We start from the raw sequence: 17,238 nt of genomic DNA, 5'->3' as shown, positions 1-17,238 counted from the left end.
GCAGCATCGCAACAGGGGCTTTCTCACGCTGCCTTTTGGACAGATTCCCTCTCCACGGACGGCCTGCGTTACCGCGCAAACCGTCTGGAACACCCTTGCCACCGCTCCCGATCAGGGAGACGGCTTCATCATGCACAAGGCGGATGAAGGGCGTCAATGGTTTTGTAGTGAATATTTTTATGCACTACATCTTGTCTAACAATCCACTCAGCGGTGACTCAGCGGTCAAGGCTGGAAAGGATCTGGAAGGCCGCGCGCACGCGGGCTTCGTTGGGGTAATTGCGGTTGGCAAGCAGGGCGATGGCCTTGCCTTCTGCCGGAATGAAGGCGGCATAGACACCGAAACCGCTGGTGGAACCAGTCTTGTTGTACCAGGCCGCTGGCAAGGCAGGCAGAGGCGGGTTCAGGCGCTGGGTGGCCTGGGGTTCACGAATCAGGCGCGGGCTGTTGCCATCGACCAGCGTGTCCAGCGCGACCGGGTAAGGGTAGCGTTCCCAGCCCAGGCCCTGGGTCATGGCGCCAACCTTGAAGTAGCCGGCCTGGGTGATGGCGGTGGCCTTGCGCAGTGCCGGCAGCAGTTCCGCAGGCTGCATGTGCAGGCGCAGATAGCGCAGCAGGTCGCTGGCACTGGTCTTGATGCCATAGGCTTCGTCGGCGTAGGGGCCCGGGCTGACGCGCACCGGGCGATTCTGCGCGTCATAGCCTTGGGCATACAGGCCCTGCGCGCTCTGCGGTACCTGCAGGTACGTGTGTCGCAAGCCCATCTGCGCCAGCAGGTGTTGGGTCATGACCTCGGCGAAGGGGCGTTGTTGCGCTCGTGCTGCGAGGTCACCGAACAGGCCCAGACTCGGGTTGGAATAGCAACGCTGGGTGCCATGCTCGGTGCGCGGCTGCCAGTTGCGGAAGAACGCCAAGGTCTGCTCTGAGGTCTGGACCTCATCGGGGAACTGCAACGGCAGGCAATCGGCGCTGTAGGCACCGAACTCCAGCACGCTGGCATCGCCCAGTGGCGCGCCAGCCAGCGCGGGCTGGTAGCGCCGGGCAGGGGCCTCGAGGTCGAGCTTGCCTTCGGCGCTGGCCAGGGCGGCGAGGGTGGCAGTGTAGGTCTTGCTCAGTGAACCGATCTCGAACAGGGTGTCGGAGGTGACCGCCTTGCCGTTGGCCTTGCTGGCCACGCCATAGCTGAAGTAGTGGGCCTGGCCGTTGATGTAGACCGCCACGGCCATGCCGGCGATGTCCTGTTCTTTCATCAGAGGCCGGATGACCTCGTCCACCTGGGCCTGTAGCGGCTCGGCAGCGTGCGCCGTAGCGAGGCTGAAAATCATCAATAGTGGAGCAAGGCGTACGGGCGGCATGTAAGGTCCTTTTCGAGGGCGTGTCCGTTGAGCGACACCGATGGGGGTTCCGGCGTTAGCAGGGAAAAACCACAAACCTTATCGTCTGCCCTTGTACAACGACAAGATGGAAACTGTTATGAAGTATTTGCGCATGTTGTTCGACAACTTCACCCTGTGCCTGCTCGGGGTGGTGCTGATCGCCACCGTGCTGCCTTGCTCGGGCGACGGCGCGGTGTATTTCGGCTGGCTGACCAACCTGGCGATCGGCCTGCTGTTCTTCTTGCACGGTGCCAAGCTGTCGCGTGAGGCGATCATTGCCGGCGCTGGTCACTGGCGCCTTCACCTCCTGGTGTTCTCCTGCACCTTCGTGATGTTCCCGCTGCTGGGCCTGGCGTTCAAGCCGCTGTTCGTGCCCTTGGTCGGTAACGAGCTGTACCTCGGCGTGCTGTACCTGTGCGCGCTGCCCGCTACCGTGCAGTCGGCCATCGCCTTCACCTCACTGGCCCGCGGCAACGTGCCGGCGGCCATCTGCAGTGCGGCGGCTTCGAGCCTGATTGGTATCTTCCTCACCCCGTTGCTGGTGATGATGCTGCTGGGCGCCAGTGGCGATACCGGTTCAGGGCTGGACGCGGTGTTGAAGATCACCCTGCAATTGCTGGTGCCGTTCGTGGCCGGGCAGGTTGCACGTCGCTGGATCGGCGCCTGGGTCAAGAAGAATGCCCGCTGGCTGAAGGCCGTCGACCAGGGTTCGATCCTGCTGGTGGTCTACACCGCGTTCAGCGAGGCAGTGGTCACTGGCCTGTGGCACACCGTGTCGCCGCAGCACCTGGCCGGGCTCTTCGCCGTTTGTGGCATCTTGCTGGCAGTGGTGCTGTTCGGCACGCGCATGCTGGGCAAGGTGCTGGGCTTCAGCCTGGAAGACCGCATCACCATCCTGTTCGCCGGTTCCAAGAAGAGCCTGGCCACCGGGGTGCCGATGGCCCAGGTCTTGTTCGTGGGTAGCGGCATTGGCGCGATGATCCTGCCGCTGATGCTGTTCCACCAGATCCAGTTGATGGTGTGTGCGGTGCTGGCGCAGCGTTATGCCAGCCGCGAGCCGGTGGGTGAGGGCGCTACGGCTTCTTCCTGACAGCTGCATCTTGCTTGCACCGGCCTCTTCGCGGCGGTTCGGCGCCCCGACGCGCCCGCACCCACAGAGGCCGGTGCAGGCTATCGAGCCTGCCCGGAACTGCGCTCGCGCAATGCCTTCCCCACCTCGGCCTCGATCTTGTAGGCCGGCCCTTCCAGCGCTTCGTAATTGCGCGTATAGCGCCGGGCAAACTCACTCACCCCCAGCTGCTGATACTGCTGCACATGCTTCAGTTCATGGGCCCACAACGCCACGTTGTCCTCGGCATCGCTGGCATGGCGGAAAATGATGGTGTCGATCAGGGTTACCGCGTTCACGTCCGGGTTCTGGAGCATGGCGTTGGCCGCTGTGACCTGCTGCTCGTCACCGACCCGGTAGCGAGCCGCATCGAGCACGGCAAAATCGTACCAAGGCTCAAGTTGCGCGCGGATGTGCAAGGGGATCGGCTGACTGCCGCTGGCCGTGGCCTCGTCGCGCGCCTGTTGCAAGGCAAACGCCAGGCTGCTCGATGCCACGGTCTCGACATCCTTGAGGACCTGCCCGGCCTGGCCGGGGTCGATCGGCGCGCAGAAGCAGCCCATCAGGCACACCTGATACTGCCCGGGCGGGCAGGCCTGTTCAGCCAGGGCGGGCGCTGCCAGCAGCAGCCCCAACAGCAGGTTAATCCGCTTCATTCAAAGCCCTGACGACAAAGCCTTTGCTGGCATCGAGCAACTGCTGTTGCACCGTTTCACTGGCGAGCATGCGCCCGACCACCAGTGCGCCGACGCACTGGCTGATCAGCACCCAGGCCAGCGCCGGGTCTTCCAGGGTTTCGCTCCACGCTGCATGCAGGCTGACCAGCCAGTGCTCGGCTTCTTCGCGTACAGGCTGCTCGGCGCGGGCGATCTCCACCCCCAGCGGCGGCAGCGGGCAGCCGCCCTCGGCATTGTGCAGGTGCGCCAGGCTCAGGTACTGCTGCAGGCAGCGGGCCAGGCGTTCGCGGCTGGCACCCTGGGTGGCCAGGCGGGCCAGCGGGCTGTTGCACAACTCCTGGCGGACCACCTCGGTGAACAGGTCGTCCTTGGACGGGAAATGGTTGTAGAAGGCGCCGCCGGTCAGGCCGATGGCCTTCATCAGCCCGGCGACGCCGGTGCTGGAGAACCCGCCGCGCTTGGCCAGCGCGCCACTGCTGGCCAGCAGCCTGTCGCGGGTCTGCTGCTTGTGTTCGGTGGAGTAGCGCATGCACGACCTCTTCGCGCTGCTTGACGATGGGGGCGATCATAACATAGCGTTCGTTTACTAAACGATCATTCACCAATGGAGACAGGCATGGCAGAACAACAAAAAGTGGTGCTGGTGATCGGTGCCGGGGACGCCACCGGTGGCGCGATCGCCAAACGCTTTGCCCGCGAGGGCTACGTCGCCTGCGTGACCCGCCGTCAGGCCGACAAGCTACAGCCGCTGATCGATGAGATTCGCGCAGAAGGTGGCCAGGCCCATGGTTTCGGCTCGGATGCGCGCAAGGAAGAGGAGGTAGCCGAGCTCGTTGACACCATCGAGCGCGATATTGGCCCGATCGAAGCATTTGTCTTCAATATCGGCGCCAATGTGCCGTGCAGTATCCTTGAGGAGACGCCACGCAAATACTTCAAGATCTGGGAAATGGCTTGCTTCGCGGGCTTCCTCACGGCCCAGGCCGTGGCCCGGCGCATGGTCACCCGTGAGCGTGGCACCCTTCTTTTCACGGGGGCCACAGCAGGCACTCGCGGCGCTGCAGGATTCGCCGCCTTTGCCGGGGCCAAGCATGGCCTGCGCGCCTTGGCCCAGAGCATGGCGCGGGAGCTAGGCCCGCGGAACATACACGTTGCCCATGTGGTGGTGGATGGTGCCATCGACACGGCGTTCATCCGCGACACGTTCCCCGAACGCTATGCGCTGAAGGACCAGGACGGCATTCTCGACCCGGTACACATCGCCGACAGCTATTGGTTCCTGCATGCCCAGCCCCGTGACGCCTGGACCTTCGAACTGGACCTGCGCCCGTGGATGGAGCGCTGGTAAGCCTGACCGACCAAGGAGTGTGACGCATGAGCAAGACCGTGGAGTTCTATTTCGACCTGGGTAGCCCGGCCAGTTATCTGGCCTGGACCCAGTTGCCGGGACTATGTGCCCGACATGGCGCCACCCTGATTTACCGGCCCATGCTGCTGGGCGGGGTGTTCCAGGCCACCGGCAATGCATCGCCGGCGATGATCCCTGCCAAGGGCCGCTACATGTTCACCGACCTCGCCCGTTATGCCCGCCGCTATGGCGTGCCGTTCGGGCTGCCGCCGGGGTTCCCGGTGAATACGCTGACCCTGATGCGCGGCGCCATGGGCATTCAGCTCCGTGCCTCAGCGCAGTTCGAAGCGTTGTTGGCCGTACTGTTCAAGGGGCTGTGGGAACACCGGCGCAACTTGAGCGATGGCCAGGCACTGGATGAAACGCTCCGCCAGGCCGGCTTCGACCCTGAGGCATTCCATGCGCTGGCGGCGGATGGCGAGGTGAAGGCCGAACTCAAGCGGGTGACCGAGCAGGCGGTTGCGCGGGGTGTGTTCGGTGCGCCGACCTGCTTTGTCGACGGGGAGATGTTCTTCGGCCAGGATCGCCTGGATTTCGTCGAAGAAGCGCTGAGCCGTTGATGCGCGATGGCCTCGCCAAGGGGCGAGGCCAACTGACTCAGAAATTGGCCGGGGTGTTGGCGCTGATGATCTCAGCCTCGTCCTGGCCGATGTTCTTGAAACTGTGCGGCAGGGTAGTGGGGATGTAGTAGCCATCACCCGAGTTGAGGATGCTCACCTGGCCATCGACCCACAGTTCCACGGTGCCACGGGTGACCAGGCCACATTCCTCGCCTTCGGCATGTACGATCGGCTCGCCGGAATCGGCACCCGGGGCGTAAAGCTCGCGCAGCATACGCATCTGCCGGGCCTCGACGCTGGCGCCGACCAGCAGCATGCGCAGGCCGTTACGGCCCAGGTCTGGCTGCTCGCTGGCGCGGAATACGAAGCGCTCTTCGCGCACCGGCTCGTCGAAGCTGAAAAACTCGGCGAGGCTCATGGGGATCCCTTCGAGGAGCTTTTTCAGGGAGCTGACCGAAGGGCTGACACGGTTCTGTTCGATCTGCGAGATCGTCGAGTTGGTCAACCCGCTGCGGCGGGCCAGTTCCCGTTGGGAGAGGTTGTTGCGTTCACGCACCAGTTTGAGTCGCGTCCCCGTGTCCATAGCCGCCTTGTAATCAGAGGTGTTTAAAATAATTAGCGACGCATTAAAACACACTCTTCACGCTTGCGCGCTGTGCTTGTCAGGCCCGTTGCTCGCGCGGCAGCGGCCACAGCCCGACCAGCAGCAACAGCAGCGCAACTGCCAGGAAAGGCAAGCGTGGGTCCACGGCATAGACCAGCGTGCCGGCCAGTGGTCCGATCACCGCGCCCATGCCCTGGGCGGCGCCAATCGAGCCGGCGGTAGCACCTTGTTCCGAAGCCTGCATGGCATTGGCCGCCAGCGCGGAAAATGCCGGAAATACAAAGCCCATGCCGGCCGCAGCGACAAAGTAGCAACTCCATAGCCACGGCGCCGTGGTGGCCAGCGCGCCGCAGGCAAAACCCAGTGCCGACACACTGGCGCCCACCCGGATCATCTTCAGGGGCGGCCACTCCAGCTGGCGCAGCACGACCTGCGACAGGATCAACGCCACGCCAACGGTGGTCAGGGCGATGCCCGCCGCCTGGGCGGCATCGGTGGGTGCCAGCTGCAGGCGGTCGAGGGCGAAGAAGCCGACGACGATCTGCGATACCGTGACGCTGAGCATGGCGCTGAAGGCCACCAGCAGTGGCCTGCGCAGGCGCGGGTCGCTGAGCCGCACGGGGCTGGGCGCATGGCTTTGCGCAAGGGGCTGTGGCTTGAGCTTGAATAGCAGCACCAGGAAGGCGCTGGCCGGCAGCAGCGACATGACATGGAACGGCAAGCTCAGGCTGTGCTGTGCCAGCACAGCTGCCAGCGCCGGCCCCACCACCAGGCCGACGGCATTCGCCGCGCCCAGCGAGGCCATGGCCCGAGCCCGGCGCTGTGGCTCCACATGGTCGGCAATCAGTGCGTTGCAACCCACCGGGATGGCAGCGTAGAAAGCGCCGATGCACCCGCGTGCCAGCATCAGCCCGACGAACGCCAGGCCCGCCCCCGGCAGCCAGCGCAACGCCCCTTCGACGAACAGGCACAGCAGCCAGTAGGCCAGGGTGAAGCCGGCGCTGCCCAGCAACAGGATACGGCGGCGCCCCAGGCGGTCAGACAACCGTCCCCACGGACGCGCCAGCAGCACCCAGACCACGCCGGCCACGGTCACGGCCGCGCCGGCTTGCCAGGTGGCCATGCCCAGCAGGCGCGAGATCGGCCCGATCAGCGCGACGAAGGCCATCATCGACAGGGTGCAGGCCATGTTGGCCAGCAGCAGCGGACGCATGTCCAGCGTGTTGGCGGGTGACAGTAATGCAGGGTCCTTTGCAACGTTCATGAGGCAGTCCAGGGCAGGTCGACAACAAAGCTGCCGAGATTAATGAGAATAATTGCTGTTTGTCGAGCCCGCCCGGGCATCAGCCTGTCACTCGCTGCGCCGCATGGGGCCAGGTCACATGCTACGCAACACGCCGTCCCGGCGCACCAAGGCATGCATCAGTGCTGCCCCCAGATGCACCAGCACGGTGGCGAACAGCAGGTAACCGGCCCAGCCGTGGGCCTGGCGCAGCACGGCGTACAGCTGCAAGTCATGGGGGACAATCGCCGGCAGCTGCAGCGGGCGTGGATAGCCGCCCGCTGACAGCATCGCCCAGCCCAGCAGCGGCATCGCCAGCATCAGGCCGTAGAGCAGCAGGTGCGAGGCGCCAGCAGCGAAGCGCTGTAGCGCTGGCAGGTCGGCTGGCAACGGCGGATGTGGCAAGGTCAGGCGCAGGGCTATGCGCACGATCACCAGTACCAGCAAGGCCAGGCCCGTGGCCTTGTGCAGTTCGACCATTAGCGGGTGGCGCAGTGAGAGGTCGCCGACCATGCTCACGCCGATGAACAGCATGCAGATGATCAGGATCGCCATCAGCCAGTGAACCAGGCGTGCCCATGGGTGGAAGACTTCAGGTTTCATCGCTGTGCTCCTGCGCCGAGCGACTCGCGGCTGCGGCGGTTAAAAGATTCCGAATAGGCCGCCGAACGGGCGGCGAGGATCGGGTCGGCAGAAGGCTGTATGCCGCTGGGCAGGATCAAAGGGTCGAAGTTCAGGTCGCGGCAGGCGCCTTGCTCGGGGGCGTCGACCTGCTCGACCACCAAGGTGCCGGCATCGACGCTGCGTCGCTCGGCCGGCCATGGGCGGGCCGGGTCGTCCACGGCATCGCCCTGGTCGGCAAGGACCAGGCGCAGGGTCCAGCGCAGTGGCCCCTGGGCCAAACGCTGTTGCAGGTCGTGCTGGAGGAACTGCTTGTCGTCGACCTTGCCGGGCAATGCGCTGAAGGGGGTTTGCGGTTCGAGCTGCCAGCGCACCGGGTGCGCGGTGCCGCTGGCATCGATCAGGCGGAAGGCGTTGATGCTGTGGTACTGGGTGCTGGCAAAGCTGTCGCTGGGCTTGTAGCTCGCTGCCCACTGGCGAAACGCCGCGCTTTCCGGGTGGGCGGCGAAGAAGGCCTGCAACTTTGCCGGGTCCGGTTTGCCGGTGGCCGGGTCGGGCGCGCCTGCCAGCACCTGGTCGTAGAAGCCCTGAGGGGTGCTCACAGCCAGCACCGGTGGGTTGTTCATGCCGGTACGCCAGATCTGGCCGTCATCAGTGCTCAACTGGATTGCCAGGCTGCGCACAGGTACGCCGGTGTCCGGGGCGAACGGGTTGGCACCGCCAATGGCGAAACGGCCGATCACCGGCACCCGTGCCTGGCTGAAGGCCCGTGCAGTGGACAAGCTCGCGGCCTGGCCGCTGGGCTGGAAGTAGCCGCTGATGCACAGGCCCTTGGCGTGGTTCTTGCGATAGCCCGCGTAGTGGTCGGCCTGGGCCTCGAAGGTGTCGATGATGCGTTGCGGGGTCAGTTGCGGCCCGCCGATCCAGCCGGCCGCATAGGCGAAGCCGGCGCCCAGCGCCAGCATCACGGCGCCTATGCCGGCCAGGCGCAGCGCCTTGGCGGGGCCTTGCAAGGGTGAATTCATGGTCGTCATCCGGTTCAGTGAAGGTGCCAGTACGACGAGGCGGAGAAAAACTTATTCCATCGGCGGGAATAGATTTTCTCGCCAGGCGTCTGCCCCATACACTGACAACCCCAGCGCCCGGTACCTGACCATGCACGATCTGGACGAACAGCAGTGGCGTGAGCTGCTGCAGCGCTTGCGCCGCTTTGCCGTGTGGCTGACGCGCGAGCCCGGCAGCGCCGATGACCTGGTCCAGGCCACGGTCGAGCGCGCCTTGAGCCGCCGTGGCCAGCAACGCGAAGCCGAGGCCCTGCGTGCCTGGCTGTTCACCATCCTGTATCGGCTGTTTCTTGATGGTAAGCGCCGCGAGCGCTTGCACGCCCGCTGGCTGTCGTGGTTCGGCCGCGGCGCCGTGGAAGACGAAGCGGTCGGTGACAATACCGAGGACATCGTCCTGGCCCAGGCCGACCTGCAGGCCTTCGCCCACCTGTCGACCGAACAGCGGGCGTTACTGCTGCTGGTCAGCATCGAGGGGCTTAGCTACAAGGAAGCGGCTGCGGCTCTGGAAATCCCTATCGGTACGGTGATGTCGCGTCTGTCGCGCGCCCGTGCCGCCTTGCGAGAACTGACCGAGGGCAACCCCCAGCCGCCGGCCTTGCGGAGACTCAAATGACGCGCCTGATTCCCGGTGAAGACGAGCTGCACGCTTATATCGACGACCGCCTGGAACCGGCCCGGCGCGCCGAGGTGCACGCCTGGCTGGCGGCCAACCCGCAGCAAGCGGCGCGGGTCGAGGCCTGGCGCAATGACGCCAGGCGCCTGCGTGCGGCCTTGGCAGGGTTTGCCGAGCAGCCAGGGGCGGCCACCCTCGACCTGCGTCAGGTGCAGCAGCGGGTGCGCCAGCGGCGTCAGCGGCGGCTGGCTTCGGCGGCAGTGTTGCTGCTGGCGTTGGGTATCGGCGGGCTGGGTGGCTGGCAGGCACGGCAGGTGACCCTGGCCAGCAACGATTTGCCCATGGCCGATGCGGTGCAGGCCCATCGGCTGTTCGCAGGCAGCGAAGCGCTGGATATCCAGGCCAGTGACCCGGCGCAGCTACGTGACTGGCTGGGTCGGCATTTCAGCCGTGTGGGGCAGTTGCCGGACCTGGCAGGGTATGGTTTTCAGCCGGTCGGGGCGCGGTTGCTCAGCAACGAGCAGGGGCCGGCGGCGCTGCTGGTGTTCCAGGACCACAGTGGCCAGCGCATCAGCCTGTTCCTGCGTTCGCCGGGTGACCGCTATGAACGCATGCCGCAGGGACAACGGGTCGATGGGCAGCTGCAGGCGCGTTACTGGTCGCATGGAGCGTACAACTTTGCCTTGGTCAGTGCCGCGGACGATGGGCGTGGGGCGGGGGTAGGGGAGGCGTTGCGGTTGGGGTTGTAGCGGGTGTACCAAGCGCCGCGCGGGCGGCGCTCGATATCACAGGCGATACATCTCTTTCGGCATGCAACCGAGGTATCAGCTTAACTCCAGCCAGATCGGCGCATGGTCCGACGGCTTTTCCATCCCGCGCAGCTCATAGTCCACACCGGCTGCCTTGATCCGCGGCACCAGGGCCTGGGAGGCCATGATCAGGTCGATGCGCAGCCCGCGTTTGGGGTCGTCCTCGAACCCGCGGCTGCGGTAGTCGAACCAGCTGAAGCGGTCGGTCACTTCCGGGTACAGGTGGCGGAAGCTGTCCACCAGGCCCCACCCCTTGAGGCGCTCCATCCACTCGCGCTCTTCCGGCAGGAAGCTGCACTTACCGGTCTTCAGCCAGCGCTTGGCATTGTCCGGGCCGATGCCGATGTCACAGTCCTGGGGCGAGATGTTCATGTCGCCCATCACCAATACCGGCTGGTCGCTTTTGAACTGCCCGTCGAGCAATGCTTGCAGATCGCTGTAGAAGCGCTGCTTGGCAGGGAACTTGGTGGGGTGGTCGCGGCTTTCACCTTGCGGGAAGTAGCCGTTCATCACCGTGATCGGGTTGCCGTCGGCATCGGCGAAGGTGCCCCAGATAAAGCGGCGCTGGGCATCCTCTTCATCCGTGGCAAAGCCCTTGAACAGGCTCAGTGGCGCCTGGCGCGAGAGCAGGGCGACCCCGTAATGGCCCTTCTGGCCATGGTAGTGCACGTGATAACCCAAGGCCTGGATATCGGCCAAGGGGAACTGATCGTCGCTGACCTTGGTTTCCTGCAGGCCGATCACGTCCGGCTGGTGCTTTTCGATCAGCGCCGCCAGCTGGTGCGGGCGGGCCCGCAGGCCGTTGATGTTGAAACAGACGATCTTCATGGAAAGACAATCCTGGTAAAAGGCCGGATGCTAGCCGACATCGGCGTTCATCACCAGCGTGGCAGGCTCGTTCAGGCGCTGCTAACGTGCTGGTGGAGGTGAACGATACGCAGTGGAGCACCTCCAAGGCACTGATTACGCCCTTTCCAGGAGGACCGCCCGCCATGCCCGAAGCCACTGCCGCCCAGGCCCATGTCTGCACGCTCGATGACGGCTACAGCCGTGAGGCACGCTCACTGCTATACAACGCCTACCGGAACGAACCGACCTTTGCCTATATCTTCGAGGGCCAGCGCCCAGGCTATGAACGCCGGCTGAGGGTGATGGTGCGTGAGTGGGTGCGTCAGCATTTTTATCTGCAACTGCCGGCCATCGGCCTGTTGCTGGAAGACCGCCTGATTGCCCTGGCCCTGATCGTGCCGCCGCAACGCCGCTTGGGCGTGGCCGACAGCTGGGCCTGGCGTTTGCGCATGCTGCTGGGTACTGGCCAGCGCTGCACCCGGCGTTACATGGAATATCAGGCGGCACTCGCCAGCTGCCTGCCAACCGGGCAAGTGCACATGCTGCCGCTGCTGGGGGTGCATCCGCAATTTCGAGGCTGTCATTACGGCGAACAATTGTTACAGGCTGTTCATGACTGGTGCGCGGAAGACCCCAATACCCAGGGCGTGGTGCTGGACTCTGGCAATGAGCATTACCTGGCCTTTTATGCACGCCAGGGCTATGAAGAGATTGGGGAGGTGGCTGTAGGGCCAATCCGGGAGAGGGTGTTCTTTCACCCCAATCCAGTGTCATCCATGTCATCAATTGCTTGAAGTGGCCCCCAGGCGCCTCCCTTGAGCGCCTGGCTCTGGTAGCATGCGCCGCATGACGTATTCAGGAAGACTAACCTGGGGCCTGGTTTTCTGGGCCGCCAGTTTTGCAGCATGGGGCCAGAGCGAGTTGCTGGTGAAGGTAAAACCCGCCAACAAGGCGCTCAAGGCCAATGTCGAAGGCTATATCGGCAACCTTGGAGACCGCGATGAAGAAGCGCTGTTGCGTTTCAGTCGCGGGGCACAGGAGCAGGCGCGCAAGGCTGCGCAGGCACTTGGCTACTATCAGGCGCAGATCGACACCGAGGTCAAGCCGCCGGCCAAGGCCGATCAATCCCCCCAACTGATCATCAAGATCGACCCTGGTGAGCCGGTGCGCTTGCGCAATGTGACGGTGCGCATCGAAGGGCCGGCCAGCGAAATGAAGGCTTTTCGCGTGCCAGACAGCAGGGCGCTGCGCGCGGGTGAACCGCTTAATCATGGCCTGTACGAAGACGCCAAGCGGCTGATCCAGAACCAGGCTTCGCGCTATGGCTTCTTCAGTGGTCACTTCTCCCGCCAGCGCCTGGCCGTCGACCCACAGGCAGGCGTGGCCGACATCGAACTGGTGTACCAGAGCGGCCCGCGTTATCGCCTCGGGGCGGTGAAATTCAGTGGCGATACGCCGCTGGACGAAGACCTGCTGCAACGTATGGTCACGTTCAAGCCCGGTACGCCTTATGATTCCGAACTGATCGCCGGGCTCAACAACGACCTGCAGTCGAGTGGCTATTTCGAAGGTGTTCGGGTCGATGCCGCACCCACTGCGGCGGTCGGCGAAGACATCCCGGTGGATGTCCGCCTAGAAACCCGCAAGCCTCGTACCATGGGCCTTGGCCTGGGCTTCTCGACCGACGTCGGCCCACGTGGCAAGGCCAACTGGACGCGGCACTGGGTCAACCCGCAAGGCCACAGTTATGGCTGGGAAACCGAACTGTCGGCGCCGCGGCAGAACGTCGGCCTGTGGTATGACGTGCCCCTCGATCCCCCCTTGACCGACAAGCTGCGCTTCGCCGGCGGCTACCAGAACGAAGAAATCGCTGGCACCGACACCCTCAGCAAGCTGCTCACTGTCGGCCCTGAGTGGCATAGCAAGCTGCCCAGCGGCTGGCAGCGGGTGATATCGCTCAAGTACCAGCGCGAAGAGTATCGCCTGGGCGATGACTCGGGGCTGAGCACCCTGTTGATGCCGGGGGTGAGCTTTTCCTACCTGCGCAGTGACAACCGCATCGACCCGCACAATGGCTACCGCTTGCAGTTTGATACCCAGGTGGCCAAGGAAGGGCTGATGTCCGACACCAACCTGTTGCATGGCAACGTCCTGCTCAAGGGCCTGACGACCCTTGGCCACAACCACCGCTTCCTCGGCCGGGTGCAGTTCGGGGGCAGTGCCACCAACGGCTACAAGAACAACATCCCGCCGTCGCTGCGCTTCTTCGCCGGCGGCGACCAGAGCGTGCGCGGCTACGACTACCAGACGCTGTCGCCGAAGAACAGTGACGGCGACCGCATCGGCGGCCGCTACCTGGTCGCGGGCAGTGTCGAGTACCAGTACTCGCTGGCCGAGAAATGGCGGGTGGCAACCTTCATCGACCAAGGCAATGCGTTCAACACCCTGGAGCTGCCCAGCCTCAAGACCGGGGTCGGTATCGGCGTGCGCTGGGTGTCGCCGGTAGGGCCGCTGCGCCTGGACCTGGCCAAGGCGCTCGATGACGACGGCGGTATTCGCCTGCACTTCTCCATGGGGCCAGAGCTGTGATGCGTGTGTTGAAATTCATCCTGCTGGGCGTGCTCGGCAGTGTGTTGCTGGTGGCCCTGGCCCTAGGCCTTTTGCTGGGTACCGAAGGCGGCAGCCGCTGGGCGCTCGGCCGGGTTCCCGGGCTGACCATCGACGATTTCCAGGGCCGCCTCGTGGGCACCTGGCAGGCCAGCCATTTGAGCTGGGTCGATGGCGGCAACACTGTGCAAGTGGAGGCACCGCTGCTCAGCTGGTCACCAGCTTGCCTCCTGCGCGGCACGCTGTGCATCGATCAGTTGCATGCCCAGCGGATCGACATGGCCTTTGCGCCCAGTGACCAGCCGGCCGAATCGGGCCCGCTGCAATTGCCGGCATTGCGTTTGCCGGTGGCGATCGAAGTCGGTGAGGTCAAGGTGGGGCAGTTGCGCCTGGATGGCAGCGACCTGCTCGGCGACCTGCACCTGGCGGCCCACTGGACAGCGAGCGGCCTACGCATCGACAGCCTGCAGTTGCAACGTGACGATCTGCGCGTGGAGGTACAGGGCGATCTGCAGCCGGAGGGCGACTGGCCGCTGCAGTTGCAAGGGCAGGTGCAGTTGCCCGCCGTGGAAGGCAAGGCCTGGCAACTGGCGCTCAACGCCACGGGCGATCTGCAGAAGTCGCTCATCCTCGACGCCACCAGCAGCGGCTACCTGGATGCCCGCCTGAGCGGGGAGGTGCAGGCCCTTGCCGAGCATTTGCCGGCAAAATTGCAGATCCGAGCCGATGCCTTCAAGCCCACCGCTTCGCTGCCCGACACGTTGCAGTTCAACCAGCTCGTGCTGAACGCCCAAGGCGACCTGCTCAAGGGCTATCAACTGACCGGCAGCGCCAGCTTGCCAGCCGAACAGGCACCGATCGCCTTGGCGCTGACCGGCAAGGTGGACGCCAAGGGGGCCACGCTGGATGCCCTGGACCTGACCGCCAGCGACACCCAGCGCGTCAAGCTGCAGGCCAGTGCCGACTGGCAGCAGGGCTTGAAAGCTGACGCTCAACTCGACTGGCAGGATTTCCCATGGCTGCGCCTGTATCCGCTCGAGGCCCCGCCGCAGGTGACACTCAAGCGTTTCAATGCCCAGGTGCAGTACCGCGATGGCAACTACAACGGCACCTTCAAGGGTGACCTCGATGGCCCGGCAGGTGCGTTCACCCTGGCCAGTCCGTTCGAAGGGGATCTGGGCCAGGTGCGCTTGCCGCAGCTGGCCCTGACGGCTGGCCAGGGCAAGGCGGCGGGCAACGTCGCGCTGCGCTTTGCCGATACCTTGGCCTGGGACGTCGACCTGCAGTTGTCAGCCTTGGACCCTGCGTACTGGCTGGCCGAGCTGCCCGGCACCCTGGCCGGGCCGCTGCGCAGCAAGGGTGAAATGAAAGGCGAGCAGCTCAATCTTGACGCCCAGCTCGACCTCAAAGGGCGTTTGCGCGGGCAGCCGGCCGTGCTCAAGGTAGAAGCACAAGGGGCGGGGCAGAACTGGACCCTCGGCGCCCTGGCCGTGCAACTCGGGGATAACCGTATCAATGGCAGCGGCAGCCTGCAGCAGCGTCTGGCCGGGCGTGTCGACCTTGACCTGCCGCGGCTGGGGCAGCTGTGGCCGAGGCTGCAAGGGCAGGTCAAGGGGCGCCTGGATGTCAGCGGCACGCTGAACGCTCCGCAGGGCAACCTGACCTTGCAGGGCCAGCAGCTGGCGCAAGAAGAGAACCGCATCCAGCGGCTCGACCTGGAGGCGCGCCTGGACAGCGCCCAGCGTGGGGCGCTCGACCTCAAGGCCAATGGCATCCGCCTGGGCGACACGGTGCTGGGAACCTTGCAAGCCAACGGCAAGGGCGACATCCGCCAGCAGGCGCTCACCCTGGCCCTGGATGGCCCGCAACTCAAACTCGACTTGGGCCTGGACGGTCAGCTGGACAAAGGTGACTGGCGTGGCCGCCTCGCCAGCGGCAGAATCCAGGCCGGGGGCCAGGACTGGCAGTTGCAGGCTCCGGCCCGCCTGCAGCGGCTGGCCAGTGGCCAACTGGACTTTGGCGCCCACTGCTGGCGCTCCGGGCAAGCCAGCCTGTGCGGTGAAGACCAGCGCCTGGCGCCCGAGCCGCGCCTGCGCTACCACCTCAAGCAGTTCCCGCTGGAGAGCCTGGCGCAATGGCTGCCGAAGGACTTCGCCTGGCAAGGCATGCTCAATGCCGACGTGAACCTGGATATCCCGGCCAGTGGCCCGAAAGGCGCCATTCGCGTCGATGCCAGTGGTGGCACGTTGCGCGTGCGCGACAAGGGCCGCTGGATCGACTTCCCTTACCAGGCCTTGCGCCTGGACAGTACCCTGGCACCGCGCAGGGTCGATACGCGCCTGGACTTCCGCGGCGAGCGCCTGGGCGAGTTGAGCCTGAACACGCGTCTTGATCCGCTGGGCAAGAACAAGCCGCTGTCGGGTGACTTCCGCCTGGCCGGGTTGGACCTGTCGATCGCCCGTCCATTCGTGCCGATGGTCGAGCGACTGGCTGGGCAGTTGAACGGCAGCGGGCGCTTGACCGGCACCTTGTTGGCGCCACAGGTCAATGGCAGCCTGACGCTCAGCGATGGCGAGGTCAGTGGTGCCGAACTGCCGGTCAGCCTGCAGGATTTGTCGTTGCGGGCCTTGATCGCCGGCGAGCAGGTGCAGCTCAACGGTGACTGGCGCAGCGGCGATGCCGGGCGTGGTCAGCTCAGTGGCCACCTGACCTGGGGCCAGGCCTTGGGTATGGAGCTGCGCCTGCAGGGCCAGCAGTTGCCCGTGACCGTCGAGCCCTACGCCACGCTTGAGGTCGCGCCTGACCTCAACCTGCGCCTGATCGACGACAAGCTGGCGGTCACCGGCAAGGTAGTAGTACCCAAAGGCAAGATCACAGTGCGCGAGCTGCCGCCCTCGACCGTGAAGGTCTCGGACGACACAGTCATCGTCGGCCACCAGACCGAGGAGGGCAAGCCGCCCATGGCTATGGCCATGGACATCGATGTGGTCGTGGGGCAGGATAAGCTGTCGTTCAGTGGTTTCGGCCTGACCGCCAACCTGCTTGGCCATGTGCACATCGGTGACAACATGGACACCCGCGGTGAATTGAGCCTGGCCGATGGTCGCTACCGTGCCTACGGCCAGCGGCTGACCATTCGCCGCGCACGGTTGTTGTTCGCCGGGCCGATCGATCAGCCTTATCTGGATATCGAGGCCATCCGTACGGTCGACGATGTGATTGCCGGGATTCGCTTGAGTGGCAGTGCCGAGCAGCCGACCACCACGGTGTTCTCGGAGCCGGCCATGAGCCAGGAGCAGGCGTTGTCCTATCTGGTACTCGGGCGCCCGCTGGGGACTTCCGGGGAGGACAACAACATGCTTGCCGAGGCAGCGCTGGGCCTGGGCCTGGCGGGCAGCGCGGGGATTACCGGCAGCCTGGCCTCGGGGCTTGGGATCGATGACTTCCAGCTGGATACCGAAGGCTCCGGTAACAGCACCAGCGTGGTCGCCAGTGGCAACCTGACCGAGAAGCTCAGCTTGCGCTACGGGGTCGGGGTGTTCGAGCCGGCAAACACTATTGCGCTGCGTTACAAACTGAGCAAAAAGGTGTATCTGGAGGCCGCCAGCGGGCTGGCAAGCTCCCTTGACATTTTTTACAAGCGTGACTTCTGAGGGGGCG

At 64.9% G+C, this 17,238-nt stretch carries 16 protein-coding genes; 8 read left to right on the top strand and 8 right to left on the bottom strand.

All coding sequences use genetic code 11. From position 1 onward, the window contains the following. Nucleotides 1-218: 218 nt before the first annotated feature. Entirely contained in the window at nt 219-1,355 is a 1,137-nt protein-coding gene (ampC, locus tag APH28_RS02370) for a class C beta-lactamase (protein WP_060507441.1), read from the bottom strand. A 118-nt stretch (nt 1,356-1,473) separates the two neighbouring features. Between ampC and APH28_RS02365 the strand changes: the two genes are divergently transcribed. Continuing rightward, nucleotides 1,474-2,466 (top strand): bile acid:sodium symporter family protein, encoded by a 993-nt coding sequence (locus APH28_RS02365; protein WP_371263059.1) that lies wholly within the window; start codon nt 1,474-1,476, stop codon nt 2,464-2,466. A gap of 80 nt (nt 2,467-2,546) precedes the next feature. Here APH28_RS02365 and APH28_RS02360 read toward each other — a convergent pair whose 3' ends face one another. Together APH28_RS02360 and APH28_RS02355 are read right to left on the bottom strand one after the other, a co-directional pair. Further along, a complete protein-coding gene (locus APH28_RS02360; protein ID WP_060507440.1) occupies nt 2,547-3,140 on the bottom strand; it encodes a DUF4157 domain-containing protein in 594 nt (197 codons plus the stop codon). Beyond that, a complete protein-coding gene (locus tag APH28_RS02355; RefSeq protein WP_060507439.1) occupies nt 3,127-3,690 on the bottom strand; it encodes a TetR/AcrR family transcriptional regulator in 564 nt (187 codons plus the stop codon). Before APH28_RS02355 ends, APH28_RS02360 begins: the two co-directional genes overlap by 14 nt. Before the next feature lie 87 nt (nt 3,691-3,777). Between APH28_RS02355 and APH28_RS02350 the strand changes: the two genes are divergently transcribed. After that, nucleotides 3,778-4,509 (top strand): SDR family oxidoreductase, encoded by a 732-nt coding sequence (locus APH28_RS02350; protein ID WP_060507438.1) that lies wholly within the window; start codon nt 3,778-3,780, stop codon nt 4,507-4,509. Nucleotides 4,510-4,535: 26 nt separating this feature from the next. Further along, complete coding sequence (locus APH28_RS02345; protein ID WP_060507437.1) at nt 4,536-5,129, top strand: 2-hydroxychromene-2-carboxylate isomerase; 594 nt, start codon at nt 4,536-4,538, stop codon at nt 5,127-5,129. 37 nt (nt 5,130-5,166) lie between these two features. Here the strand turns inward: APH28_RS02345 and APH28_RS02340 are convergent, their stop codons facing one another. The 4 genes from APH28_RS02340 to APH28_RS02325 form a co-directional block, all read right to left on the bottom strand. Next, the gene (locus APH28_RS02340; protein ID WP_060507436.1) at nt 5,167-5,712 is read right to left on the bottom strand and encodes a cupin domain-containing protein; all 546 of its coding nucleotides are present in this window, start codon (nt 5,710-5,712) and stop codon (nt 5,167-5,169) included. A gap of 79 nt (nt 5,713-5,791) precedes the next feature. Next, nucleotides 5,792-6,997 carry an MFS transporter gene (locus APH28_RS02335; protein ID WP_060507435.1) on the bottom strand — a complete coding sequence of 402 codons (1,206 nt, stop codon included), beginning with the start codon at nt 6,995-6,997 and terminating at the stop codon, nt 5,792-5,794. Nucleotides 6,998-7,111: 114 nt separating this feature from the next. Further along, entirely contained in the window at nt 7,112-7,618 is a 507-nt protein-coding gene (locus tag APH28_RS02330; protein WP_060507434.1) for a cytochrome b, read from the bottom strand. Beyond that, complete coding sequence (locus APH28_RS02325) at nt 7,615-8,661, bottom strand: catalase family peroxidase (protein WP_060507433.1); 1,047 nt, start codon at nt 8,659-8,661, stop codon at nt 7,615-7,617. Before APH28_RS02325 ends, APH28_RS02330 begins: the two co-directional genes overlap by 4 nt. Nucleotides 8,662-8,791: 130 nt before the next feature. Between APH28_RS02325 and APH28_RS02320 the strand changes: the two genes are divergently transcribed. Continuing rightward, nucleotides 8,792-9,313, top strand: coding sequence for a sigma-70 family RNA polymerase sigma factor (locus tag APH28_RS02320; RefSeq protein ID WP_060507432.1), 522 nt, complete (start codon nt 8,792-8,794; stop codon nt 9,311-9,313). Continuing rightward, entirely contained in the window at nt 9,310-10,062 is a 753-nt protein-coding gene (locus APH28_RS02315) for an anti-sigma factor (protein WP_060507431.1), read from the top strand. The genes APH28_RS02320 and APH28_RS02315 overlap by 4 nt, the downstream gene beginning before the upstream one ends. A 75-nt stretch (nt 10,063-10,137) precedes the next feature. Here the strand turns inward: APH28_RS02315 and xthA are convergent, their stop codons facing one another. Then, complete coding sequence (gene xthA, locus APH28_RS02310; protein ID WP_060507430.1) at nt 10,138-10,950, bottom strand: exodeoxyribonuclease III; 813 nt, start codon at nt 10,948-10,950, stop codon at nt 10,138-10,140. 164 nt (nt 10,951-11,114) lie between these two features. Here xthA and APH28_RS02305 point away from each other — a divergent pair, with 164 nt between their 5' ends. Genes APH28_RS02305 through APH28_RS02295 form a run of 3 tightly spaced genes read left to right on the top strand, consistent with a single transcriptional unit; the run spans nt 11,115 to nt 17,231 of the window. Continuing rightward, nucleotides 11,115-11,765, top strand: a complete 651-nt coding sequence (locus APH28_RS02305) for an N-acetyltransferase (protein ID WP_060507429.1) — start codon at nt 11,115-11,117, stop codon at nt 11,763-11,765. A gap of 52 nt (nt 11,766-11,817) precedes the next feature. After that, on the top strand, nt 11,818-13,560 hold the full coding sequence (locus tag APH28_RS02300) for an autotransporter assembly complex family protein (protein ID WP_060507516.1): 1,743 nt from the start codon (nt 11,818-11,820) through the stop codon (nt 13,558-13,560). Continuing rightward, complete coding sequence (locus APH28_RS02295) at nt 13,557-17,231, top strand: translocation/assembly module TamB domain-containing protein (protein WP_060507428.1); 3,675 nt, start codon at nt 13,557-13,559, stop codon at nt 17,229-17,231. The genes APH28_RS02300 and APH28_RS02295 overlap by 4 nt, the downstream gene beginning before the upstream one ends. Nucleotides 17,232-17,238 lie beyond the last annotated feature (7 nt).

The organism is Pseudomonas sp. NBRC 111124 (assembly GCF_001320245.1).
In the GTDB taxonomy this organism is placed as follows: Bacteria; Pseudomonadota; Gammaproteobacteria; order Pseudomonadales; family Pseudomonadaceae; genus Aquipseudomonas.
This window is presented reverse-complemented; position numbering and strand designations above follow the sequence as displayed.